At 62.2% G+C, this 23,203-nt stretch carries 21 protein-coding genes; 16 read left to right on the top strand and 5 right to left on the bottom strand.

Annotated elements, in window-relative coordinates; translation table 11 throughout:
- Nucleotides 1-70 precede the first annotated feature (70 nt).
- From ruvA to AC3WWH_RS14890, 3 genes are all read left to right on the top strand, one after another.
- Nucleotides 71-688 carry a Holliday junction branch migration protein RuvA gene (gene ruvA, locus AC3WWH_RS14900; RefSeq protein WP_057254685.1) on the top strand — a complete coding sequence of 206 codons (618 nt, stop codon included), beginning with the start codon at nt 71-73 and terminating at the stop codon, nt 686-688.
- 95 nt (nt 689-783) lie between these two features.
- Nucleotides 784-1,824, top strand: a complete 1,041-nt coding sequence (gene ruvB, locus AC3WWH_RS14895) for a Holliday junction branch migration DNA helicase RuvB (RefSeq protein ID WP_058321036.1) — start codon at nt 784-786, stop codon at nt 1,822-1,824.
- A complete protein-coding gene (locus AC3WWH_RS14890; RefSeq protein WP_057254687.1) occupies nt 1,825-2,727 on the top strand; it encodes a metallophosphoesterase in 903 nt (300 codons plus the stop codon). It begins immediately after the preceding gene.
- A gap of 21 nt (nt 2,728-2,748) precedes the next feature.
- Here the strand turns inward: AC3WWH_RS14890 and AC3WWH_RS14885 are convergent, their stop codons facing one another.
- From AC3WWH_RS14885 to AC3WWH_RS14875, 3 genes are read right to left on the bottom strand one after another with little or no spacing between them, the layout of a single operon-like run.
- Nucleotides 2,749-3,651, bottom strand: coding sequence for an NAD-dependent epimerase/dehydratase family protein (locus tag AC3WWH_RS14885; RefSeq protein ID WP_058321037.1), 903 nt, complete (start codon nt 3,649-3,651; stop codon nt 2,749-2,751).
- Nucleotides 3,648-4,508: a glycosyltransferase gene (locus AC3WWH_RS14880; RefSeq protein WP_058321038.1), complete on the bottom strand. Its 861-nt coding sequence runs from the start codon at nt 4,506-4,508 to the stop codon at nt 3,648-3,650. Before AC3WWH_RS14880 ends, AC3WWH_RS14885 begins: the two co-directional genes overlap by 4 nt.
- Complete coding sequence (locus AC3WWH_RS14875) at nt 4,505-5,725, bottom strand: NAD-dependent epimerase/dehydratase family protein (RefSeq protein WP_058321039.1); 1,221 nt, start codon at nt 5,723-5,725, stop codon at nt 4,505-4,507. The genes AC3WWH_RS14880 and AC3WWH_RS14875 overlap by 4 nt, the downstream gene beginning before the upstream one ends.
- Before the next feature lie 126 nt (nt 5,726-5,851).
- Between AC3WWH_RS14875 and ybgC the strand changes: the two genes are divergently transcribed.
- On the top strand, nt 5,852-6,337 hold the full coding sequence (ybgC, locus tag AC3WWH_RS14870; protein ID WP_058321040.1) for a tol-pal system-associated acyl-CoA thioesterase: 486 nt from the start codon (nt 5,852-5,854) through the stop codon (nt 6,335-6,337).
- On the opposite strand, the gene ligD is transcribed toward ybgC, so the two are convergent.
- Together ligD and AC3WWH_RS14860 are read right to left on the bottom strand one after the other, a co-directional pair.
- Entirely contained in the window at nt 6,334-8,079 is a 1,746-nt protein-coding gene (gene ligD / locus AC3WWH_RS14865; RefSeq protein ID WP_058321041.1) for a non-homologous end-joining DNA ligase, read from the bottom strand. The genes ybgC and ligD overlap by 4 nt on opposite strands.
- Entirely contained in the window at nt 8,079-8,387 is a 309-nt protein-coding gene (locus AC3WWH_RS14860; RefSeq protein WP_058321042.1) for a hypothetical protein, read from the bottom strand. The genes ligD and AC3WWH_RS14860 overlap by 1 nt, the downstream gene beginning before the upstream one ends.
- 295 nt (nt 8,388-8,682) lie before the next feature.
- Between AC3WWH_RS14860 and tolQ the strand changes: the two genes are divergently transcribed.
- From tolQ to AC3WWH_RS14800, 12 genes are all read left to right on the top strand, one after another.
- The gene (gene tolQ, locus AC3WWH_RS14855) at nt 8,683-9,405 is read left to right on the top strand and encodes a protein TolQ (protein ID WP_057254694.1); all 723 of its coding nucleotides are present in this window, start codon (nt 8,683-8,685) and stop codon (nt 9,403-9,405) included.
- Between the two features lie 27 nt (nt 9,406-9,432).
- Nucleotides 9,433-9,885 (top strand): protein TolR, encoded by a 453-nt coding sequence (tolR, locus tag AC3WWH_RS14850; protein ID WP_025424730.1) that lies wholly within the window; start codon nt 9,433-9,435, stop codon nt 9,883-9,885.
- Between the two features lie 9 nt (nt 9,886-9,894).
- Nucleotides 9,895-10,974 carry a cell envelope integrity protein TolA gene (tolA, locus tag AC3WWH_RS14845; RefSeq protein ID WP_058321043.1) on the top strand — a complete coding sequence of 360 codons (1,080 nt, stop codon included), beginning with the start codon at nt 9,895-9,897 and terminating at the stop codon, nt 10,972-10,974.
- 79 nt (nt 10,975-11,053) lie between these two features.
- Complete coding sequence (gene tolB, locus AC3WWH_RS14840; RefSeq protein ID WP_058321044.1) at nt 11,054-12,364, top strand: Tol-Pal system beta propeller repeat protein TolB; 1,311 nt, start codon at nt 11,054-11,056, stop codon at nt 12,362-12,364.
- A 245-nt stretch (nt 12,365-12,609) separates the two neighbouring features.
- Nucleotides 12,610-13,143 carry a peptidoglycan-associated lipoprotein Pal gene (pal, locus tag AC3WWH_RS14835; protein WP_057254697.1) on the top strand — a complete coding sequence of 178 codons (534 nt, stop codon included), beginning with the start codon at nt 12,610-12,612 and terminating at the stop codon, nt 13,141-13,143.
- Between the two features lie 275 nt (nt 13,144-13,418).
- Entirely contained in the window at nt 13,419-14,456 is a 1,038-nt protein-coding gene (gene ybgF, locus AC3WWH_RS14830; RefSeq protein WP_058321045.1) for a tol-pal system protein YbgF, read from the top strand.
- Nucleotides 14,446-15,786: a tRNA lysidine(34) synthetase TilS gene (tilS, locus tag AC3WWH_RS14825; RefSeq protein WP_058321046.1), complete on the top strand. Its 1,341-nt coding sequence runs from the start codon at nt 14,446-14,448 to the stop codon at nt 15,784-15,786. The genes ybgF and tilS overlap by 11 nt, the downstream gene beginning before the upstream one ends.
- A 101-nt stretch (nt 15,787-15,887) precedes the next feature.
- On the top strand, nt 15,888-17,828 hold the full coding sequence (gene ftsH / locus AC3WWH_RS14820) for an ATP-dependent zinc metalloprotease FtsH (protein ID WP_057254700.1): 1,941 nt from the start codon (nt 15,888-15,890) through the stop codon (nt 17,826-17,828).
- Between the two features lie 315 nt (nt 17,829-18,143).
- Complete coding sequence (gene glmM / locus AC3WWH_RS14815) at nt 18,144-19,496, top strand: phosphoglucosamine mutase (RefSeq protein WP_058321047.1); 1,353 nt, start codon at nt 18,144-18,146, stop codon at nt 19,494-19,496.
- 373 nt (nt 19,497-19,869) lie between these two features.
- Entirely contained in the window at nt 19,870-20,694 is an 825-nt protein-coding gene (locus tag AC3WWH_RS14810) for an outer membrane protein (protein WP_058321048.1), read from the top strand.
- A 187-nt stretch (nt 20,695-20,881) separates the two neighbouring features.
- A complete protein-coding gene (locus AC3WWH_RS14805) occupies nt 20,882-21,715 on the top strand; it encodes an outer membrane protein (protein ID WP_058321049.1) in 834 nt (277 codons plus the stop codon).
- Nucleotides 21,716-21,970: 255 nt separating this feature from the next.
- Nucleotides 21,971-23,149 (top strand): phosphoserine transaminase, encoded by a 1,179-nt coding sequence (locus tag AC3WWH_RS14800; protein ID WP_058321050.1) that lies wholly within the window; start codon nt 21,971-21,973, stop codon nt 23,147-23,149.
- Nucleotides 23,150-23,203 lie beyond the last annotated feature (54 nt).

Below are 23,203 nucleotides of genomic sequence, written 5' to 3'. Positions count from 1 at the left end.
CGCGGCACTGTAGACAAGAAATTTTCCGATGGTCTGAGCGACCATCCCAGCCCACCGCGAGAGACGCCATATGATCGGCAAATTGAAGGGTACCATCGACGAGATCGGCGAGGATCATGTCGTGCTCGACGTGCATGGCGTCGGCTATGTCGCCTTTTGTTCGGCGCGCACGCTGTCCAAGCTCGGATCGGCCGGCGAGGCGGCGATGCTCTTCATCGAGACCTATGTGCGCGAGGACCAGTTGAAGCTCTTCGGCTTTCTGACTGCGCTGGAGCGGGAATGGTTCCGCCTCCTGCAAAGCGTGCAGGGCGTCGGCTCGAAAGTGGCACTCGCGGTACTTTCGACCTTGACGCCGGGCGAACTGGCAAATGCAATTGCGTTGCAGGACAAGACCTCGGTCTCGCGTGCGCCGGGCGTCGGGCCCAAGGTGGCGGTTCGTATCGTCACCGAGCTCAAGAACAAGGCACCGTCCTTTGCCGGCGAGATGTCGGGCTCGATCGGCCTCAAGCAGGAACTCGGCGAAGGGGTCGCGTCCGCGCCGGTATCGGATGCGGTTTCGGCGCTCACCAATCTCGGCTATTCACGCGACCAGGCGGCCAATGCGGTGGCCGCCGCGTTGAAGAATGGCGGTGAGGGGGGCGACAGTGCCAAGCTCATTCGCCTCGGCCTCAAGGAACTGGCGCGATGATCGCTTGCCTTGGCGGGGCGCTCAAGGCAGAACGGAAGAGGGCCGGACGCAGGTGAGTACCTGCGCCATGACGACTGACCAATTGGAACGAATGCATGACTGACGCGGCACGTCTGATAACGCCGGAAAAGCGCGGTGAAGATCTCGATGCGACCATGCGCCCGCAGTCGCTGGACGAATTCACCGGCCAGGCGGAAGCGCGCGCCAACCTGAAGATTTTCATCGAAGCGGCCAAGAACCGCGGCGAGGCGCTGGACCATGTGCTCTTCGTTGGCCCGCCCGGCCTCGGCAAGACGACGCTTGCGCAGATCATGGCCAAGGAACTCGGCGTCAACTTTCGCTCGACCTCCGGTCCGGTTATCGCCAAGGCTGGCGACCTTGCGGCTTTGCTTACCAATCTCGAAGAACGCGACGTGCTCTTCATCGACGAGATCCACCGGCTCAATCCGGCGGTCGAGGAAATTCTTTATCCTGCGATGGAAGATTTCCAGCTCGACCTGATCATCGGCGAAGGCCCGGCGGCGCGTTCGGTAAAGATCGATCTGTCGAAGTTCACGCTGGTCGCGGCGACGACCCGCCTCGGCCTCTTGACCACGCCGCTGCGTGACCGTTTCGGCATTCCCGTGCGTCTCAACTTCTACACGGTCGAGGAACTGGAATCGATCGTGCGCCGAGGTTCCCGGCTGATGGGCCTCGGCATGACAGACGATGGCGCGCGCGAGATCGCCCGCCGCGCCCGCGGTACGCCGCGTATTGCCGGCCGGCTGTTGCGGCGGGTGCGCGATTTCGCCGAAGTGGCGCGCGCCGAAGCCGTGACCAGGAAGATCGCTGACGAGGCGCTGACGCGGCTGCTGGTCGACAATATGGGGCTCGACCAGCTCGACCGCCGCTATCTCTTCATGATCGCACAGAATTTCGCCGGCGGGCCTGTCGGCATCGAAACCATCGCCGCCGGTCTCTCGGAACCGCGTGATGCGATCGAAGACATCATCGAGCCCTACCTGATCCAGCAGGGCTTCATACAGCGTACGCCGCGCGGTCGTATCTTGACCGCAAATGCCTGGAAACATATCGGCTTCAACCCGCCGAAAGAGGTCGAGGCGACGCAGTTCCGGCTGACACTCGAGGACGAATAGATGATTACCCGCCGCGGATTATTGAAAGTGATCGGCGGCGGTATCGCCAGCATGGCGGCGCTCGGCGGTTACGCCTTCGCCGTCGAGCCGTTGGCCCGGCTGAACGTGACCCGCTACACCCTGACGCCGCCCGGCTGGACGCCCGGGTTGAAGCTGCGCGTCGTCGCGCTCGCCGATATCCATGCCTGCGAGCCCTGGATGCCGGCAGGTCGCATCGCTTCGATCTGCCGTCAGGCCAACGCGCTGGGCGGCGACGTGACGGTGCTGCTCGGGGATTATGCGGCCGGCATGAACTTCGTGACCCGCTACGTGCATTCCAGCGAATGGGCGAAGGCGCTTGCGACCCTCTCGGCGCCGCTCGGCGTGCATGCCGTCATGGGCAATCACGACTGGTGGGAGGACAAGACCGCGCAGAAAAATGGCGGCGGTCCGACCTTCGGGCACAAGGCGCTGCAGGATGTCGGCATCAACGTTTACAGCAACCGGGCAATCCGGCTGGAAAAGGACGGGCAGGGCTTCTGGATCGCCGGTCTCGAAGACCAGCTTGCATTGGTGCCGGGCAAGAAGTGGCAGCGCCAGCGCATGGCGGGTCTCGACGATCTCGACGGCACGCTCGCACAGGTGAATGACGGTGATCCGGTCGTTCTGCTGGCACATGAGCCGGACATCTTCCCGAGCGTTCCCCCACGGGTCGCATTGACACTGTCGGGTCATACCCATGGCGGGCAGGTGCGGCTTCTCGGCTTCGCGCCCGTGGTGCCTTCGCGTTTCGGCGATCGCTATGCCTATGGGCACATGGTCGAGGACGACCGCAACCTGATCGTCTCCGGCGGTCTCGGCTGCTCGCTTGCACCGGTCCGTTTCGGCGTGCCGCCGGAGATCGTCGTCATCGACCTCGGTTAGCCCGGTCAGGCGTCGGGGGTTTTACGCCGACTTGCTGTCTGTGACCAACTCCCTGATCGTCGTCGCCAACAGCTCGGATCCGCCGGGTTGCCAGCCAAGCCGGCGCAACTTTTCGGTCGACATGACGAGATAGCCATCCGCTGAAGCGGCCTCCGGCAATGGGTGCCGAGACCCGGTCAGCGTCTGCACCACCGACAGGATTTGCCTGACATCGAGCAGCAGGTCCGAAACGTTGAAGACCTCACCGCGCACGGTGTCGCTATCCGCTTCCAGCATGAGCCGTACTGCGGCGCCGACGTCGTCGCCGTGAACTTCGGTGCCGATCCGAGGCTGGATCGGTTTTCCATCAAGATAGTTCGCAAACAGCTCGGCCCATTTGTGCTGCCTGCCAGGAGCGGCCGCGCCGTAAACGCCGGTGACGCGCAGGCTTGCCACGCTGAAATCCTCGGTCGCAAGCAGGCGTAGGTGATCTTCCACGGCGACCTTCACCGCGCCATAGAGCGTGTCCGGATCGGGTGCGAATGTCTCGTCGATGGGGCCTGGGCGCCTGCTGCCGTAGACGGCGCGGCTCGACAGGAAGACGCAGCGTTTGACGCCGGCAGCGCGAGCGGTCTCGAACAGGCGGATCGAGCCATCGATGTTCGCACGGCGAAAGCTCTCCGGATCATCGCCTTCACCGCCGCGATATTTGCCCTCGACATGGTCGAAGGCGGCATGAACAAAGCCGTCAATGCCATCGAACGCGGCGGACTGATCGCGATCCAGATCGAGGACGAGCGGAACGAAGGGGAGGTTGCGCGAGAAAAAGCTGTTATCGGGGGGATGGCGGCCGCTAACGATCACCTCGTAGCGATGGGCGATCAAATGCTCGACGATGAAGCGGCCGACGAAGCCGGTGCCGCCGGAGACCAGCACCCTGCTCATCGGTGCGCCGGATTGGGGAGGGAGGCGATCTCCGGAATGTCGTCCCCGGTCAGGTAGGCGAACCAGAGGTCGATCAGTGGCCGCAGGGCCCCGGCACGCGGATGGTCTTTTTCCCAGGGCTTTTCATACTGGTAGTGCAGCACGCCGATCGAGCGCCAGTCCCAGAGCGCGGGCATGTTGAACCAGACATATTGCAGCATGTTCATCGTCACCGGCAGGCCGTGCCAATCCGGGAAGAAGCTTTGTAGGAAGGTCTGGTCGGTGCGTGGCCAGAAGGCATCGGGTGCGTCGAGCCGGTCGAGCATCCTGTCGAATGTCGCCAACGACGGTTCGGCGACGAAGACGCCGGAATTCAGCCGGTGAAAGTCGGCGAGGCTTTCATAGACATTCGGGGCCGCGGAGAATTCCGGATAGGCATACAGCCGGTCGATGTTGCGGAGCACAACCGCGTCGGCATCAATGAAGACGCAGCGGCAGTATTCGGTTAATTGCCAGAGCCTGAGCTTGCAGAAGTTGTCGAGCGGCGAGTGGAAGGCCGGTTTGCGGCCCTTGGTGAAGGGTGCCTTCTCATGCACGTTCCGGCGCTGATGACGCTCGTTGAAGGCATCGGAAAGCGGCAAGAGATCGGTCTCGATCAGGCGACAGCCGAACTCGGCCAGCGGCGCCAGTGCTTCGAGCGCTACGCCGCCCGTATGGAGCACGACGATATCCGCCTTGGTGCTCGTGAGCCGGATGGAGCGTGCGAGCGCGCGGGCACCGAGCGCATAGTCGGCATTAGTGACGAGCGTCACGAAGGCATGATCGGCCAAGGGTGGCGAGGAGGGGCGCAGCCCCTCCGAAGGGTCGTTTGATGTCATGAAACGGATTTCAGCCGCTTGCCCTCTGGGTCGTGGTTGATCAGCGGCGCGATGTCCTTGGTCCAGGCGGAGACGGCAGGCACGCGCGTTCTATCGACACGATAGGCGAATTTCTTCGCGACATCGACGATTTCCGACAGCAGCCCGTCCTGCAGCCGCGTCGGGTTGAGGCCGAGGCCTAAGAACTTCTCATTGTGCACGACGAGTTCGTTCTCGGCCGCTTCCTTGCGCGGGTTCGGCAGCCAGGCGATCTGCGATCCTGAAATCGCTGCGATCATCTCGGCGAGGTCGCGCACCCGGTGGGTCTCGGTCATCTGGTTGAATATCTCGACGCGGCTGCCGCGGGCGGGCGGGTTCTTCAGCGCCAGCTCGATGCAGCGGACAGAATCCTGGATGTGGATGAAGGCGCGCGTCTGGCCGCCGGTGCCATGTACCGTCAGCGGATATCCGATCGCCGCCTGAATGAGGAAACGGTTCAAGACGGTGCCATAGTCGCCGTCATAGTCGAAGCGGTTGATGAGCTGGGCGTGGCGGCGCGTCTGCTCGGTATGGGTGCCCCAGACGATGCCCTGGTGCAGGTCGGTAATCCTGAGGCCGTCGTTCTTGGCGTAGAACTGGAAGAGCAACTGATCCAGGCACTTGGTCATGTGGTAGATCGAGCCGGGATTGGACGGATAGAGAATTTCCTGGCTGACGGTCTCGCCGCCCATCGTTTCGATACCGACAGGCAGATAGCCTTCGGGGATCGCAGCACCAATGGTCGAATAGCCATAGACGCCCATGGTGCCGAGATGCACGAGATGGGCGTCGAGCCCGAGTTCGACCAGCGCGTTCAGGAGATTGTGCGTGGCGTTGACGTTGTTGTTGACCGTGTAGTTCTTGTGGCGGTCGCTCTTCATCGAATAGGGCGCGGCACGCTGCTCGGCGAAATGCACGATCGCATCAGGGCGATGCTCGGCGAGCCAATTCTTGAGGAGTTCGTAATCGCGGGCAAGATCGATGAGATTGAAATGGATGCGCCGGCCGGTTTCTGCATGCCAGATGCGGGTACGTTCCTGGATCGAATCCATCGGCGTCAGCGATTGTACGCCGAGTTCCGTATCGATCCAGCGGCGGGAGAGATTGTCGAGGATATGGACGTCGTGGCCCGTATCGGACAGGTGAAGAGCCGTAGGCCAGCCGACGAAACCGTCGCCACCGAGAATCGCAATCTTCATGCACGTTCTCCTGATCGAGGGAAGGAAGTCCGTCACGTGATAGGATAGGATTGTGACAACGCTGCAATGCTTGCAAATGGCTTTTTGTTCCTGCACAGGAAACGGGATGTACTTGCGGAGAAAAGCATGTCCCTGATTTCGCTTGCAGGCGAACTGACCGAAAACGGCCATCGGCTGATCCAGCGCGTCTATTACGAAGACACCGATTTTTCCGGCGTCGTCTATCACGCCCGCTACCTGCACTTCATGGAGCGCGCCCGCACCGATTTCCTGCGCCTGCTCGGCGTCGAACAGGCGACGCTCGCGATCGAAGGTGACAGCGAAGGTCTGGTCTTCGTCGTCCACCGCATGGAAATCGACTTCAAGCTGCCTGCGCGTATGGACGATATCCTGACGATCACCACGGTCACGGAGAAGGCCGGCGGCGCCAAGATGGTGCTGCTGCAGGAAATCCGTCGCGGCGAGCAACTGCTGATCGCCTCCAAGGTGATCATCGCCGTCATCAACGGCCAGGGCCGGCCGCGGCGGCTGCCGGAGGCGCTAGCCTACAAGTTCCATCACGCCAAGGAGAGCGCCGGCCAGCCCGGCACGTCCTCGACAAACACGGTTTAGTCGACGTCCTCGACTCCGAGCTTGTCCAGGATCTTCCTGGTCAGGGATTGCCTGACCTTCGCCAGGTCCCGCCAGGGATCTATGCCGCTTTCAATCCGTTCGAGAATGTCGGGGATCCGGAAGCCGTTGGCGGCTTCAAGCGCGGAAAGCTCGTCCCAGCTGATGGGTGTTGCCACCGGTCCGCCGGATCGTGCTCTCGTGGAATAGGGGGCGATCGCGGTCGCGCCGCGCTCGTTCCTCAGCCAGTCGATGAAGATGCGGCCCTTGCGCTTCTCCTTCGACATGGTGGCGACGAAATTGTCCGGTTCGCGCTCGGCAAAACCCTGGGCAAAGGTCTTGGCGAAGCCCTTGGCTTCTGGCCAGGTGGCCCGCGCTACCAATGGCACGATGACATGGACGCCCTTGCCGCCCGTGACCATCGGTATCGATTTCAGCCCGATCTCGTCGAGCGCGTCGTGCAGCGCCACGGCCGCCGTCTTGACCACCGCGAAGTCGAGGCCTTCATCGGGGTCGAGGTCGAAGATCAGCCGATCGGGGGTCTCAAGCTTGTCGAAGCGCGAGCCCCAGATGTGGAACTCCAGCGTGCCCATCTGCACGGCAGCGACCACTCCTTTGGCGTCGCGCACATACATGTAGTTCTCGGTCTCGCCGGAGCTCTCCGTGACGGGAACTTCCTTGATCTCGTCCGGGAAGCCTTCACTCGCATGCTTCTGGTAAAAACGTGGTCCCTTGACGCCTTGCGGGGCGCGGACAAGCGACAGCAGATGCTCGGCGGCGTATGGCAACATCCGATCCGCGACGACGGCATAGTAGCGGGCGAGATCAAGTTTGCTGATGCTCTGACCTTCGAACAGGATCCGCTCCGGATGGGTGATCCGCACGCCGAGGACCGTTTCCTCTGCTGCGCTCGAGCTGCCTTTCGTGCTCGACGCCTTCGCGGCTTTCACCTGGGATTTGCCCCCGGACTTCGTTGCCGGTTTCGGCGTTTCGGGTGTCACGGCACTTGCCTCCTTGCGCTTCCGTTGCCCCTCGGAAATCGTCCTGGTCGAGAGTGTGGGCGATTTGCTCTGTTTCGTCGACGGCGGATCGACTGCGCCGGCCCTGAGGTTCTCTGATGTGCTCCTGTTGGAAGCCCAGACATGTTTCTTCCGTTCGCCTTCTCCCGCGGCGATCTCGTCCATGGTCCGGCCGGTGGTGACGCTCGTCTGATGATCCTCCAAGAGAATTTCGCCATCTTCGGTGGCGATGTCGTCACTTTCCTTGATGAGCAGCCAGTTTTCGCGCTTCTCGCCCGGACGTGGCCGCATGCGGACCAGCGCCCAACTACCTTGCAGGCGCTCACCGTGCAGATGAAACGTCAGCTTGCCTTCGCGCAATCCTTCATCCGGATCGTTTTCCGGCTCCCACCAGCCGGTGTCCCACAACATGACGGTGCCGCCGCCGTATTGCTTCTCGGGGATCGTTCCTTCGAAGTCGCCGTAGGCAAGCGGATGGTCTTCAGTTCGAACGGCGAGACGTTTGTCCTGCGGGTTGAGGCTGGGCCCGCGGGTGACGGCCCAGCTTTTCAGCACGCCGTCCCATTCCAGGCGGAAATCGTAATGCAGGCGCGTCGCGTCATGTTTCTGCACCAGGAAGCGCTTGCGGTTCGACCGGCTGCGGCTGCGGCTGCCTTTGGGCTCGCGGGTCTCGCTGAAATCGCGGCGCTTGTTGTATTCGGCGAGCGGATCACGGCGTGCAGCCATTACCCGCCTCCACTCAATCGTCGGAGGGTTGGCGTCCCATCAGGGGATTCAGCCGGTCGGGTCTCGTGGGCGAGCGCCCGTTCGATGTGGGCGATATCCTCGCTTGTGACAACCGGAACTGGATCGGAGATGATTGCCTGAAGGACATCGGACGACAGAACGCCGTGGGCAAGCGCGTCCTCCAACGCCGCGCGGGTTTCGCGCTCGGCCTTGAGTTGGGCGTAAAGCGCCAGGATCAGCCGGTCCCGTGGATCAAAATGCGGTGAGGAGGGCCGTTTGTCGCGCTGTCGTGTCGTCTGCTGAGCCATGGCGAAGAAACGTGCCCGGCGAACGTAAGTTCCGGCGGCCAGGTGATACTGCAAAGACACAGTTCGGTAACGGTTGCTTAACCATAATGGTGTCTTAATCACTGCATCAGGATTTGTGCAGTGCACGTCATCCTTTGACCAAAATTGACGGCAAGAAGGCAACCTAAAGCTAATAAAGGTCGCGATGGTGCGATCTACGGCGGTGCCGGGCATTCTTGCAAACAGGACGTTTGGGCTACCCGGTCACGAGCATGAGCAGCTCTTGCCGGGTGTTTGGATTCGGGGACTGAAGACGATGGAACAGGTTGGATTGGCCGCTGCGACGCACGATGTGACCCTCTGGTCGCTGTTCATGCAGGCGGGCTTTGTCGTGAAGCTGGTCATGCTGGGGCTGATTGCCGCCTCGGTCTGGACCTGGGCGATCGTCGTCGACAAGACGCTGAACTACGGCCGTGTGCGCCGTCAGCTCGACAGTTTCGAGCAGGTGTTCTGGTCCGGACAGTCGCTGGAAGAGCTCTACCGGACACTCGCCGACCGGCAGACCGCCGGCATGGGGGCGATCTTCGTTTCCGCCATGCGCGAATGGAAGAAGAGCTTCGAACGCGGCGCCCGCTCGCCGATCGGCCTGCAGATGCGTATCGACCGCGCCATGGATGTGACGCTTTCACGGGAATCGGAATCGCTCGAAGCCCGGCTCGGCTCGCTCGCGACGATCGGTTCGGCCGCACCCTTCATCGGCCTCTTCGGTACTGTCGTCGGTATCATGACCTCGTTCCAGGCGATCGCCGGTTCGAAGTCGACCAACCTTGCGGTCGTGGCGCCCGGTATCGCCGAAGCGCTGCTCGCCACCGCAATCGGCCTTCTCGCCGCTATCCCGGCGGTTATCGCCTACAACAAGTTTTCGGCCGACGCCGGCAAGCTCTCGGCGCGCATGGAAGCTTTTGCCGACGAGTTCTCCGCCATCCTGTCGCGGCAGATCGACGAGAAGCTGCAGAGCCCGCGCCAGGCCGCGCAATAATCGCCAGAGAATACGGAGACCACGCTGATGGGTATGTCGGTTGGCGGAGCCAAGGGTTCGGGCGGCGGTCGTCGTCGCCGCGGCGGCAAGAAAGCGATCATGAGCGAAATCAACGTCACGCCCTTCGTGGACGTGATGCTGGTGCTGCTCATCATCTTCATGGTGGCAGCACCGATGATGACGGTCGGCGTGCCGATCGACCTGCCGGAAACGCAGGCCAAGGCGCTCAATTCCGATACGCAGCCGATCACCGTTTCGGTCAATCCGGCCGGCGAAATCTTCCTGCAGGAAACGCCGATCGCGATCGAAGAGGTCGTGCCGAAGCTCGAGGCGATTGCCACCACCGGTTACAACGAGCGCATCTATGTTCGTGGCGACACCAATGCCGACTACGGCACGGTCATGAAGGTCATGGCTCGCATCTCGGCCGCCGGTTTCAAGAACCTCGGCCTCGTGACGCTGCAAGAACAGGAAAAGTGATCGTCCACGATGAAGGGCAGTCTCGCTACATCTGCTGTCCTCCACGCCCTGGTTCTGACCTGGGCGATGGTGTCGCTCGGCAGCCCGGCTGACTTTCAGGTCGCCGACGTCGAGGCTCTGCCTGTCGACATCGTTCCCTACTCGGAAATGACGCAGGTTCAGCAGGGCGACAAGAAGGCGCCGAAGAAGGAGACGTCGTCGCCGGTTCCGACCAAGCGTCCGGAAACGAACCAGCCTGCCGAGAATGTCGGCGACAACGACACGGACCTGAAGACGCCGCCGACGCCGAACGCCAAGCCGTCGAAGAGCGAAGCCACGGCGTCGCCCGAAAAGAACGAAAAGCCCGAGCCGACGCCCGATCCGATCGAACAGGAAATCAAGAAGGTCGAGGAGACGAAGCCCGCCTCCGAGCCTGCGACCGAAGTTGCGGCATTGCCGGAACCGAAGCAGGAAGTGAAACCGGAAACCAAGCCGGAACCGGCGCCAGCCGAAGAAAAGCCGGCGGAGAACCCGGAAGCCGAAGCGTTGCCCGAAAAGGTGCCGACGCCGGCCGCAAAGCCCAAGGTCGAAAAGCCGGCCCAGAGCGCCAAGACGCCTGAGCGCAAGAACGAGGCAACGCCGAAGGAACAGAAGAAGGCAGCCTCCACCGAGGAAAGCAAGTTCAATGCCGACGAGATTGCAGCGCTGCTCAACCGGCAGGATCCGTCCGCCGGTGGCGCCAAGCGCTCGACGCAAGAGGCGGCGCTCGGCGGCAAGAAGACCGTCGGCGTGGGCCTCAGCGCCAACGAGATCGACGGCGTGAAGGGCCAGATCCAGAGCAATTGGGCGCTGACCGCCGGCTTGACTGGTGTCGCGGAGGTTCGCGTCACGATCCGCGTACAGCTGGATCCGGCCGGCAACATCGTCGGCGAGCCTGAGGTCACTGCAACTGGCGGGCCTGAGGGTACGCGCCGCGCTGTTGAAAGCAGCACCATGCGCGCGCTCCGCCGCTCAGCTCCGCTACAAAACCTGCCGCCTGAAAAATATGAAGGCGAAAAAGGATGGAATACCCTCGTGCTGAATTTCGACCCCTCGGAATTCGCGCTTTAACGCTGCCGGGATTGGAACCCATGCCGGATAGCAAACCAACCCTGCAAACCCTTCATACTAAGCTGAAAGGCTTGTCTCTATGATCAAGGTCTCTCTTTTCCGTGCCCTGATGGTGGCCGCGGGCATGTTGGTCGCCGTCGTGGCGGCAGCGCCCGCAAACGCGGAAGTTGTCATCGACATCAACAAGGGCAAGGTCGAGCCCCTGCCGATCGCTGTTACCGACTTCCTTCAGGGTGAACTCGGCCAGAAGATCTCCGACGTGGTCGCAGCGGACCTCAAGCGGTCCGGCCTATTCGCACCGATCAACAAGGGCGCCTTCATCGAGAAAATCAGCAATCCTGACGCCACGCCGCGCTTCGAGGACTGGAAGGTCATCAATGCGCAGGCGCTTGTCACCGGCCGCGTGACGCAGGAAGGCGACGGCAGGCTGAAGGCGGAGTTCCGCCTGTGGGATACGTTCGGTAGCAAGCAGATGACCGGCCAGCAGTTCTTCACCCAACCGGAAAACTGGCGCCGCGTCGCCCACATCATCGCCGACGCCATCTATGAGAGCGTCACCGGTGAAAAGGGCTATTTCGACACGCGCATCGTCTATGTCGCCGAAAGCGGCCCGAAGACGGCGCGCAAGCGTCAGCTGGCGATCATGGACCAGGACGGCTTCAACGCCCGTGCGCTCACCAATTCCAACGACATCGTGCTCACGCCGCGCTTCTCGCCGAACCGCCAGGAAGTCACCTACATGTCGTTCGAAAACCAGCAGCCGCGCGTCTACCTGCTGCAGCTCGAGACCGGACAGCGCGAAGTCGTCGGCAACTTCCCCGGCATGACGTTTTCGCCGCGCTTCTCGCCTGATGGCCAGCGCGTGATCATGAGCCTGCAGCAGGACGGTAACGCCAACATCTATACGATGGACCTGCGCTCGCGCACGACGACACGCCTCACCAACACGGCCGCGATCGACACGGCACCGTCCTATTCGCCTGACGGCAGCCAGATCGCCTTTGAAAGCGACCGTGGCGGCGGCCAGCAGATTTACGTCATGGGTGCCGACGGCTCCGGCCAGCGTCGCATCTCCTTCGGAGACGGTCGCTATTCGACGCCGGTCTGGTCTCCGCGCGGCGACCTCATCGCCTTCACCAAGCAGTCGGGCGGCAAGTTCTCGATCGGCGTGATGAAGACCGACGGTTCGGGCGAACGCATCCTGACCACGGGCTTCCACAACGAGGGCCCGACCTGGGCGCCGAACGGCCGCGTGCTGATGTTCTTCCGTCAGGGCGCCGGTGCCGGCGGACCGCAGCTCTATTCGATCGATATTTCCGGCTACAACGAGCAGCCGATCCAGACGCAGGGCTTCGCATCCGACCCGGCCTGGTCGCCGCTGCTCGAGTAGATCACGGTGAGGAGCGGGATACGGGCGGAAAACCGCACACAGTTTTCCTCATCCCGCTCCGGCCTGACCCGTTTTGCGGCGGGAAAATGTGGCAACGATGCCGCTTTCTCGCCGCAAAGTGCTGGTCTAGCAGGCCCCGAGCTAAAATTATCGATTTATTAACCATAACTGTTGAAAAGCGATTAACCGCTTCCGGTTACAGTCTGGCAACCGTGAATTCAGACACTTCCCAAGGAGACCGGCGCATGAGCCGAATTGACACCCCGGCCGTAGGCCGCATGCAGACCATCGCTCGCAACCCGGTCATGATCGCCCTGGTCATGACGCTTGCTATCGCTGGTTGTGCATCGAAGAAGAACATGCCGAACAATGCCAACGAGCTCGGCCTCGGCGGCGCGGGCGCCGCAACGCCGGGTTCGCAGCAGGACTTCACCGTCAACGTCGGCGACCGCATCTTCTTCGACACCGACTCCACCTCGATCCGTGCCGACGCGCAGCAGACGCTCGCCCGCCAGGCTCAGTGGCTCGCCAAGTACCCGAACTACGCAATCACGATCGAAGGCCATGCCGACGAACGCGGCACGCGCGAATACAACCTTGCGCTCGGCGCCCGCCGTGCGGCCTCCACCCGCGACTACCTCGTTAGCCAGGGCGTTCCGGCAAACCGCATGAAGACGATCTCCTACGGCAAGGAAAAGCCGGTTGCCGTCTGCGACGACATCTCGTGCTGGTCGCAGAACCGCCGCGCGGTTACCGTCCTCGGTGGCGCTGGCATGTAATCTCACGGCCGAGCCTGGCTCGGTCGGGTAGCATGACGTGTTCGGGGGAATGCCCGTGTTCCAGGGAACACACCGTGTTCCTAAGATCACAGACTTCTAAATTAAAAGGGCGGCTCTCAGCCGCCCTTTGCTTTTTTACCACACTTTGGCCGAACTCCGTTGCTTTTTCAGGGCAATTGGAAAACTGTGCGGCAATCACCCAGTTGACTCGGCGAGATGTATTGCGGGCCCCTGGTCAAGGGTGGGACAACCGGTATTCGAACAGGACAAATGAAATGAAGAAATTTGTCGTGGCGGGGCTGATCGGTCTTGCGGCCCTTGCGGGCCTGGGCCAGACGGCGAACGCCATGCCGCTTTCAGGGCTGCTGGCCCGAACGACTGAAACTCAAGCCGGCGCGCAGAACCTGCCCGTGGTGAAGGTGCAGTCGGCCGAGACCGCACGGCTTGGCCAGCTTGAGGAACAGATCCGCTCGCTCAACGGGCGTATCGAAGAAATGAGCTTCCAGCTGCTGCAGATGCAGGAGCAGATCCGGAAGTTCCAGGAGGACAACGAGTTCCGCTTCCAGGACCTGGAAAGCGGCAAGGCCTCCCCGAAGAAGAGCGGCGCATTGCAGACGCCGAAGACCAGCGATCAGGCGTCCGTCACCCCCGGGGTGACGGATAGCCAGACGATGGCACCGGCAGGCGGCGGCAGCGACATGGCTGCCTCCGGTCTTCCTTCGGCTGGTAGCCAGGGTTCCAATGGCGCGGCTGCGCCGACCACGCTTGGCCAGATCGTCTTCGACCAGAGCGGCAATCCGGTTTCGGCGACAACCGATGCTCAACCCGGCGCGAACGCTACGCCTCCGGGTGTCGAAGCCGGTGCGGGTCTGCCCGCCGACGATGGTGGCCTGAACGCTAACCCGGGCAATCAGCAGACCGCCTCGCTCGACAATCCCGGCGATCTCTACCAGTCGGCCTACGGCCACGTTCTCTCCGGCGACTACAGCACGGCGGAACAGGAATTCGGCGACTATCTGGCCGCGTTCCCGCAGGGCGACAAGGCGGCCGATGCCAGCTTCTGGCTGGGCGAGGCGCAATATTCGCAGGGCAAGTACAGTGACGCGGCCAAGACCTTCCTGAACGCGCACCAGGCCCACGGCAAGTCGCCGAAGGCGCCGGAAATGCTGCTGAAGCTCGGCATGTCGCTCGGTGCGCTCGACAACAAGGAAACTGCCTGCGCGACGCTGCGCGAGGTCAACAAGCGCTACCCGAAGGCTTCGCCGGCGGTAAAGGCAAAGGTGACGAGCGAGCAGAGCCGTTTTGGCTGCTGAGGCCCACCCGCCACTGGCCGTTGTCGAAACGGCAAAACGATTTCTTGCCTCCTTCGATAGACCAGCACGTATTCTCGTGGCCGTCTCCGGCGGGAGCGACTCGAAAGGACTGCTTCTCGTTCTCAACGAGGCGATCGAGGCAACCAAGCCCACACAGTTTTCCCTGGCCGCCTGCACGGTCGATCATGCGCTGAGGCCGGAATCGGCCGATGAGGCGCGCGGTGTCGCGGCCTTTTGCGAGAGCCTGGGCGTACCGCATATCATAACCCGATGGGACGGGCCGAAGCCCAGGACCGGCATTCAGGCAGCGGCGCGCGAGGCGCGCTATGCATTGCTGGCCGACGCTGCGCAGCGCTTCGAAGCGTCCTCAATCATCACCGGTCACACGCTCGACGACCAGCGAGAGACGATCCTGATGCGCGCACGGCGGGGGGAGGGACCCGGTGCCGCCGGCATGGCGGAGGCCACGCTCTATGACCGGCGCATCTGGGTGTTGCGACCGTTCCTCACGGTCGACCGCGCAGCCATTCGCGCCTTTCTCACCGACCGCAAAGTCGGCTGGTTCGATGATCCGAGCAACCTGAACACGCGCTTCGAGCGGGTACGTGCGCGGGCCTCGTTGGCATCTTTGCCGGAGACCGGTGCCGGTGCCTGGGACGCCCGGTCTCGGGCGCGATCGTCGGCAGCTGCCGCCGCTCTGCTCGAACGGCACGTGCGGGTGCATGCGGGGTTGGTCGCGGAAATCCCTTCTTCGATGACCGGCCAATGCCGCGACATCGATTGGCAACGGGCGCTGCTTGCGCTGGCGACCGTCCTCGGCGGCCGTGCACATCTGCCTGCGGCCGAGACGGTGGAACGGCTGGCAAATTTCCTGGAGCAGGGGACACCGGGGCGGCTGACCGCGGGACGCGTCGTCTTCGACCGGCGCTCGACCGGGCTCTATCTCTATCGGGAGGCGCGCGGTATCGAGGATCTGACGGTGCAGGCTGGGCAAACCGGCGTCTGGGATGACCGCTTTCTGATCCGCAATGGTGGCGACGGTCCTCTTGCGCTGACGGTGGAAGGCGGTCGCGGACCACAACAGCAGAGACTTATTGCCGCAGGCCTGCCACCGGGCGTTGCCGGTCGTGTGTCGTTGTCGGCGCCCCGCATCGTGTCCGACGACGTCAAAAATGTCGCATCTGCCACAATCGAGCCGAGGATCGGCCTCTACGACACCTTTTTGCCGAGTTTCGACAGGATCATGGCAGACAGGATCGCCGGATTGTTCGGACGAGAGCGTTATCTTCCGCCACCGGTTCACGATCTATTGACAGAAATGGAACGGTAGAAGCCGGTTTGCCTTGGCAATGCGTCGCCAGAACCCTATGTTAGGGAGCAAGACAGCGGCCCGGCGAAATGCGCGGGCCGTGACAGGTTCCGGGGAGTTCGATGAACCCTAATTTTCGTAATCTTGCCCTTTGGGCAATCATAGCGCTTCTGCTGATCGCGTTGTTCAGCATGTTCCAGCAGCCGACGGAGCGCACCGGCTCGCGCGAGATTCCGTTCTCGCAATTCCTCAAGGACGTGGATGCGAGCCGCGTCAAGGAAGTCGTGATCACCGGCTCGAAAGTGATCGGCAGCTATTCTGAAAGCGGCGCAACGTTCCAGACCTATGCGCCATCCGTCGATACGGCGCTCACCGAGCGCCTTGAAGCCAAGGACGTGACGGTCACGGTTCGCCCGGAAACCGACGGCTCGTCCGGCTTCTTGAGCTACATCGGCACGCTTCTTCCGATGCTTCTGATCCTCGGCGTCTGGCTGTTCTTCATGCGCCAGATGCAGGGCGGTTCGCGCGGCGCCATGGGCTTTGGCAAGTCCAAGGCCAAGCTTCTGACGGAAGCGCATGGCCGCGTCACCTTTGACGACGTCGCCGGCGTAGACGAAGCCAAGCAGGACCTCGAAGAAATCGTCGAATTCCTACGTGACCCGCAGAAGTTCCAGCGCCTTGGCGGACGCATTCCGCGCGGCGTGCTGCTCGTCGGCCCTCCCGGTACCGGTAAGACGCTGCTTGCACGCTCCGTAGCCGGCGAAGCCAACGTGCCGTTCTTCACGATCTCCGGTTCCGACTTCGTCGAAATGTTCGTCGGCGTCGGTGCCAGCCGTGTGCGTGACATGTTCGAGCAGGCAAAGAAGAATGCGCCCTGCATCATCTTCATCGACGAAATCGACGCTGTCGGTCGCCATCGTGGCGCCGGTCTCGGCGGCGGCAATGACGAGCGCGAACAGACGCTCAACCAGTTGCTGGTCGAGATGGACGGCTTCGAGGCAAACGAAGGCATCATCCTGATCGCGGCGACCAACCGCCCTGATGTTCTCGATCCGGCACTGCTGCGTCCGGGCCGCTTCGACCGCCAGGTCGTCGTGCCGAACCCGGATATCAACGGCCGCGAACGTATCCTCAAGGTGCACGTGCGCAACGTGCCGCTGGCGCCGAACGTCGACCTCAAGGTGCTCGCACGTGGTACGCCCGGCTTCTCCGGTGCTGACCTCATGAACCTCGTCAACGAGGCGGCGCTGATGGCCGCCCGCCGCAACAAGCGCCTTGTCACCATGCTCGAATTCGAGGATGCCAAGGACAAGATCATGATGGGTGCGGAGCGTCGCTCGTCGGCGATGACCGAAGCCGAGAAGAAGCTGACCGCCTATCACGAAGCCGGTCACGCGATCCTGGCGCTCAACGTTCCCTCGGCCGATCCGCTGCACAAGGCGACGATCATTCCGCGTGGACGGGCGCTTGGCATGGTCATGCAGCTGCCGGAAGGCGACCGCTATTCGATGAGCTACAAGTGGATGGTCTCGCGCCTTGCCATCATGATGGGCGGACGCGTTGCCGAGGAACTGACCTTCGGCAAGGAGAACATCACCTCGGGCGCATCGTCGGATATCGAGCAGGCAACCAAGCTTGCCCGTGCGATGGTGACGCAGTGGGGCTTCTCCGACCAGCTCGGCCAGGTTTCCTATGGTGAGAACCAGCAGGAAGTCTTCCTTGGCCACTCCGTTGCGCAGCAGAAGAACGTTTCTGAGGCGACCGCGCAGAAGATCGACAACGAAATCCGTCGTCTGATCGATGAGGCCTACGAGACCGCCCGCAAGATCCTCACCGAGAAGAACCACGAATTCGTGGCGCTGGCGGAAGGGCTGCTGGAATACGAAACCTTGACGGGCGAAGAGATCAAGGCGCTGATCCGCGGCGAAAAGCCGGCGCGCGACCTTGGCGACGACACGCCGCCGCATCGCGGCTCGGCCGTTCCTTCGGCAGGTTCCAAGAAGGAAGGTCCGGCGGGCAAGGGCGAAGAATCCGAAGGTGGGTTCGAGCCGCAGCCGCAATAATTGCCACGGTTGGCAGTATATCCGAGCCGCCGCTCCTCAAGTGGAGCGGCGGCTTTTCGTTGCCACGCGGCCTCTGGCATTTGGTAACGGGATGTAACGATTTCTGATGTTAGGCTCGCTGCCGTTTGCTGCGCTTTTGTGTCAAAGAAGACATGACGTGTTTGCGATGGCTGTCCTTGAACGGAATGCTGATCGCCAGGCAGACGGCATCCAAGAAGTATGAATGAGGTCCGGTCAATGAAACCCAGTCGCGGAAAACGCAGACAGGCGGAGGTGGCCAAGCCAGCCCTGACCCGGCAGAACGATGGAGTTCTTATGAAGCGAAAGTATTTCGGCACCGACGGTATCCGCGGCCAGTCCAACTTGTTTCCGATGACACCGGATCTGGCGATGCGGGTTGGCATTGCGGTCGGTACGATCTTTCGCAACGGCGCTCATCGCCACCGTGTGGTGATCGGCAAGGATACGCGCCTTTCGGGCTATATGCTCGAGAACGCCATGGTGGCGGGCTTTACGGCCGCTGGTCTTGACGTCTTCCTGCTCGGGCCGATCCCGACGCCGGGCGTTGCCATGCTCACTCGCTCGCTGCGCGCCGATATCGGCGTGATGATCTCTGCCTCGCACAATCCCTTCCAGGACAACGGCATCAAGCTTTTCGGCCCCGACGGCTACAAGCTTTCCGACGATATCGAAGCGAAGATCGAGGCGTTGCTCGACCAGGACCTCTCGGGGCAGCTGGCGAAGTCGGAAGACATCGGTCGCGCGAAGCGCGTCGATGGCGACATCTATCGCTATCTGGAACACGCAAAGCGCACGCTGCCACGCGACGTCACGCTTCAAGGTCTCAGGATCGCCGTCGACTGCGCCAATGGTGCCGCCTACAAGGTGGCGCCGACGGCGCTTTGGGAGCTTGGTGCGGAAGTCGTCACCATCGGCACCGAACCGAACGGTCTCAACATTAATCTCGATTGCGGCTCCACCCATCCCGCCACATTGTCGAAAAAGGTCCACGAAGTGCGCGCCGACATCGGCATTGCGCTCGATGGTGATGCCGACCGTGTGCTGATCGTCGATGAGAACGGCACAGTCATCGATGGCGACCAGCTGATGGCTGTGATCGCCGACAGCTGGGCCGAAGACGGCATGCTGCGCGGGGGTGCTGTTGCCGCCACCGTCATGTCAAACCTCGGCCTCGAGCGCTATCTCAAGGGACGCGGCATCGATCTGCGGCGCACGAAGGTCGGCGACCGTTATGTCGTCGAGCAGATGCGCCAGGACGGACTGAACGTTGGCGGCGAACAGTCCGGCCACATTGTGCTCTCCGATTTCGGCACGACGGGTGATGGCCTTGTCGCTGCTCTGCAGATCCTCGCGGTGATCAAGCGTCAGGGCAAGGCGGTGAGCGAGGTGTGCCACCGCTTCGAGCCGGTGCCGCAGGTGCTGAAGAACGTTCGTGTTTCCGCCGGCAAGCCGCTCGAAGATGCCGCTGTGCGCCAGGCGATCGCTGATGCCGAAGCAGAGCTCGCCAAGTCCGGCCGCCTGCTGATCCGGCCCTCCGGCACCGAGCCGCTCATTCGCGTGATGGCGGAAGGCGACGATCGCGGCCAGGTCGAGCGCATCGTCGACGAGCTGATCAATGTCATCGGCAGCGTTCGCAACGCCGCCTGAGACACCCAGCGACTGATTTCCCTCCAGGGCCGGTGCGACGCATCGGCCTCTTTTTTTGTCCTGCTGTGGCTTGAAAGCGGTGCTCGGGACGAGATCGTTCCACCATCGGAATTCCGATCTGAAAGCGTTGCTGGCTTTCGGAGGCAACCTAGTGCGTTGTCCTGACGCTCTATTTAGCTGCACCTTATGGGAACAGTAGGCTGACAGTAAAGCGGAACAGCAACCGCAAGAATAGGTTGCTTTCTTAAGAATCGCGGTAAACGATTGTAGTTAATCGGAACTTAACCTTTCCTCCTCATTATCCATAACCAACATCGGGATTTGGGCACCGGTTTCATGGTGAACCAAGCAACGGAATGTATTGGAGTGGGCCATGAAGAGAATTTTGAGTGGCGTTGTTGCTGTGTTGCTCAGCTGCACGGCAGCTTTCGCTGCGGATGTCTACCAACCGCCTATGGAGCCGGTGCCGGAGCAGCCCGTCGAGGTCATCCAGACCAGCGGCTGGTACCTGCGCGGCGACGTCGGTTACGCCTGGAACCATCTGCGCGGCGCAAATTTCTACCAGGGTGGGCCGAGCGGCTCGATCGCGGATTTCGATTCCGCTGATATCGATGATTCCTGGGTAATCGGCGGCGGTGTCGGTTATCAGTTCAACAATTACCTGCGCGCCGACATCACGGCCGACTACTGGGGCAATGGCGACTTCACCGGCTCGACCAGCGGCGGCTGCGGGACGGTTGCAGGCCCTTGCGTGTCGCGTGACATAAGCTCGGTTTCCGCCTGGAGCCTCATGGCCAACGCCTATGTGGACATCGGCACGTACGGCGCCTTCACCCCTTATGTCGGTGCCGGTGTCGGTGCGACGCGCGTGAGCTGGGACGGACTCCGGAACACCAGCTGCAGTGTCAGCGATCCGACAGCCTGCGACCCGACGACCAATCATGGCGGCAAGGACAGCTGGCGCTTCACCTACGCCCTCATGGCCGGCACCGCGATCGACCTGACCTGCAACCTGAAGGCCGACATCGGCTATCGCTTCCGCCAGGTCGATGATGGCGACATGTTCGGCTACGCCAACGGCGGCGGTCCGGGCTTCGACGATGGCTTCTATATCCACGAGGCGCGCGCTGGTCTGCGCTACTCCTTCGGCAATACCTGCGAAGTGCCTTACGAGCCGCCGCCGATCGTCTACAAGTAATCGGACAGTATCCGACACATACCAAGGCCACCTTCGGGTGGCCTTTTTCGTTGCCGCCAATCTTTGCCTGTTTGCTAACAGGCATGGTTAACCGTGGGTTAACCAGTCGCTGCAATAGTTAACGCTGAACGAAGCGGCGACGGCATGGCTCCATCCCGCACGGATAGCAGCGGTGAAAGGGCATGGCATGGATTGGCGAAACGGGTTCTGCGGAGCCGCTTTTGGTGCCGGCCTGCTTCTCTCTGGCGCCGCGCTGGCGGCCGACGAGGATCTCCTGAATGCCCCGGAGATCACCATCGAGAAAGAAACTGTCGGCACAAGCGCGATCTATCTGCGTGGCGATATCGGCTATGCGCCCTGGCGCGGCGAGGGCGATCCCTATTACCGGACCTTTGATGCGGGAACGCTGACCTATGACAGCGTTCCCTTCGACAATGCCCGCTTTGATAAGCCCTTCTCCGGTTCGCTCGGCGTCGGTTATCAGTTTACCGATACATTCCGCGCCGATCTGACGGCCGACTACTTTGAGGGTCGGTTCAGCGGGTCGTCCTCGTCTGCTAGTCCTTGCGTCGGGCAAGGGGCGGGCACGTCCTGCGCCTTCTCGACCGGAGCCGATTACTCGGCCCTTGGACTGATGGCGAACGCCTATGTGGATTTCGGTACGCTTGCCGGCTTCACGCCCTATGTCGGCGGCGGCATCGGCGCGACGCGCCTCAACTGGGACACGGCAATCGAACGCGCCACTTGCGTGGCCGGCGGCGGTGCTTGTGGCGGTTCGCCCACCTCGACGTCCTATGAGGGGCGCGACAGCTGGCGTTTCACCTATGCGCTGATGGCGGGCATCTCCTATGACCTTAGCGAGCAGCTGAAGCTCGATGTCGGCTATCGCTATTCCCATATCGCCGATGGCGAGATGTTCGGCTTCGGCGCCGAGGCGCTGGTGGGGGCTGCCGGCGACAAGGGCTTCGACGACGGACTGTCCCGTCACGAGATCCGCGCAGGCCTGCGCTTCTCCTTCTAATGCCTTGAAGCGCCACAGTTTCGGCGACAACCGGGTCATATCGTTCCGCCGATCGCCTCAGCCTATTGCCAGGACGAAAGTGCCAGCCGGCAACAATCAGTCGGCAGGCATCGTTCTGCTTTTGCAGATATTGCCCGCGGCGCCATAAATTTTCTCGATTGCGACAAAGCGCTTGACTTCCGGTCCCGTCCACAATATCGACGACGGCGGGACACCCTTCCCCAACGAAGGGCTATCTATCTGGAAGGATAGCACATGGCAAAGCCTGCACAGCCGGACCTCCGTCCGAACAATACCCATTTCTCTTCTGGTCCTTGCTCGAAGCGCCCCGGTTGGACGCTCGACGCTCTCTCCGATGCTCCGCTCGGTCGTTCGCACCGCGCCAAGATCGGCAAGACGAAGCTGAAGCAGGCCATCGATCTTACCCGTGACATTCTTGAAGTGCCGGCCGATTATCGCATCGGTATCGTGCCCGCTTCCGATACCGGCGCCGTCGAAATGGCGCTGTGGTCGCTGCTCGGTCAGCGTGGCGTCGACATGGTCGCCTGGGAAAGCTTTGGCGCCGGCTGGGTGACCGATGTGGTCAAGCAGCTGAAGCTTGCCGACGTGCGCAAGTTCGAAGCCGGCTACGGCGAACTGCCTGATCTTGCCAAGGTCGATTTCGACCGCGACGTGGTCTTCACCTGGAACGGTACGACCTCCGGCGTGCGCGTCCCGAACGCCGACTTCATCCCGGCCGACCGCAAGGGTCTGACGATCTGCGACGCGACCTCTGCCGCTTTCGCGCAGAATCTCGATTTCGCCAAGCTCGACGTCGTCACCTTCTCCTGGCAGAAGGTTCTCGGCGGTGAGGGCGCCCACGGCGTCATCATCCTGTCGCCGCGTGCGGTCGAGCGTCTCTTGACCTACGTTCCGGCCTGGCCGCTGCCGAAGATCTTCCGCATGACCTCGGGCGGCAAGCTGATCGAGGGCATCTTTACCGGCGAGACGATCAACACGCCGTCGATGCTCTGCGTCGAGGACTATATCGATGCGCTCCTCTGGGCGCAGCAGGTCGGCGGGCTCAAGGGCCTGATGGCCCGTGCCGACGCCAATGCGCAGGCGATCTTCGATTTCGTCGCCGCCAATGACTGGATTGCCAACCTGGCGGTCAAGGACGAGACCCGCTCCAACACCTCGGTCTGCCTGAAGATCGTCGACAGGGACGTCCTGGCGCTCGACGCCGACGGACAGGCGGCCTTCGCCAAGGGCGTGGTTGCGCTTCTCGAAAAGGAAGGCGTTGCCTTCGACATCGGCCACTACCGCGATGCACCATCGGGTCTTCGCATCTGGGCCGGCGCCACGATCGAGACCGCCGACATGAAGGCGCTGATGCCGTGGCTGACCTGGGCCTTCGAGACCCAGAAGGCAACGCTGACGCAGGCCGCGGCCTGATCAGACAAGGGGTGAGGAACAATGGACTTCGCCCGCATCTCACACCGATTTGAG

This window comes from Ensifer sp. EB106-03-01-XG145 (assembly GCF_058792075.1).
This window is presented reverse-complemented; position numbering and strand designations above follow the sequence as displayed.